Annotated in this window: 1 protein-coding gene and 2 pseudogenes; 1 reads left to right on the top strand and 2 read right to left on the bottom strand. The window is 65.3% G+C overall.

All coding sequences use genetic code 11. The features are described from left to right. Together Q0520_RS00795 and Q0520_RS00790 are read right to left on the bottom strand one after the other, a co-directional pair. A pseudogene (locus tag Q0520_RS00795) lies at positions 1 to 308 on the bottom strand (hypothetical protein); the annotation flags it as partial. Between the two features lie 53 nt (positions 309 to 361). Continuing rightward, positions 362 to 733 (bottom strand): YigZ family protein, encoded by a 372-nt coding sequence (locus tag Q0520_RS00790; RefSeq protein ID WP_298665424.1) that lies wholly within the window; start codon positions 731 to 733, stop codon positions 362 to 364. An 82-nt stretch (positions 734 to 815) separates the two neighbouring features. On the opposite strand from Q0520_RS00790, the pseudogene Q0520_RS00785 reads away from it, so the two are divergent. Further along, positions 816 to 1020 (top strand): annotated as a pseudogene (locus Q0520_RS00785) (hypothetical protein); the annotation flags it as partial.

Below are 1020 nucleotides of genomic sequence, written 5' to 3'. Positions count from 1 at the left end.
CGGTAGGCAGGGTCGAGCGCCTCCGTCTTCCTCTCGAAGTTCCGCACCATAGCCTCGATGTCGGTGATTGAGTAGAGGGCGAGCGCTCCGGCGACCGTCGAGAGCAGGTCCGCCTTTGTCAGGGCGGCGCCGAGCGAGGCGCAGGTCGCCTCGATCTCGCCGGGGGTGATCGCGGCCCTGCCCCTCTCCCGCCCCGCAGGCGCAAGCACCTCCTCCCACATCAGGGAGAGGTCGCTCCCTCCGGTGGCGGGGGTCACATCATTTTGTTTCAGGATGCCTGAGAGCCATGCAGGCACGAACGATCTCACAGATCGAGATCGGCGGCCGCGGAGAAAAGAGCGGTGGAACAGGCAGGGCGGCGTCACCCCCCGGCATACCGCACCGCCGCCCCCTCCCCCGCGTCCCTGAAGGCACGGGTGACGCCGCCGGGGCCGAGTTTGATCCCGCCGAAGACCCGGGAGACGACCAGGACGTGGCGGTCGAGGGAGTACTTTCTCAGGACTTCGAGAAGGGCCTTGCCCGGGTGCCCCACCTCCCGGTCGTTCTTGAAGGACTCGACAGGGACAGCACCGTCCAGGAACCTGACGGCCACGCAGTGGTGGGCGGCGTTCCGGTATTCCTTCCTGTGGACCGCAAGGATACCGTCGAGGTCTGAAGGGTCGTCGATCTCGTAGAGGTGGGCATAGAACCGCGACTTCTTCACCTCGTACTTCACCGCCGCACATTCCTGCATGCTTAGAGAGTGGGAGCGGGCATTGAAGAGGCAGACGCCTGCCGGGGAAAGGTATATAGAGTACAGTTGCCCTCCCGCCATCATGCATGGCAGATATGGTCTTCTGGCCCTGATCCTCTTTGTCGCCGCTTTCGTCCTCTCCGCCGGGTGTACGGGCGGGCAGGGGGGAGGGACGCCGACACCAACGCCGACGGAGACGACCCTCCCGACCGTCACCATGACAGTCAACGAGACGCCGACCCTGACGACGAACATGACCGTGAATGAGACCGTCGCCACCACCCCGC

It is taken from the genome of uncultured Methanofollis sp. (assembly GCF_937919355.1).
In the GTDB taxonomy this organism is placed as follows: Archaea; Halobacteriota; Methanomicrobia; order Methanomicrobiales; family Methanofollaceae; genus Methanofollis.
Note: the sequence above shows the minus strand (reverse complement) of the source record. Positions and strands in the feature narration are given on the sequence as shown.

What these genes read in the sequence shown, in the direction of transcription:
- Q0520_RS00790 (WP_298665424.1), bottom strand. Translation starts at nt 733, where the DNA reads ATGCAGGAATGTGCGGCGGTGAAGTACGAGGTGAAGAAGTCGCGGTTC.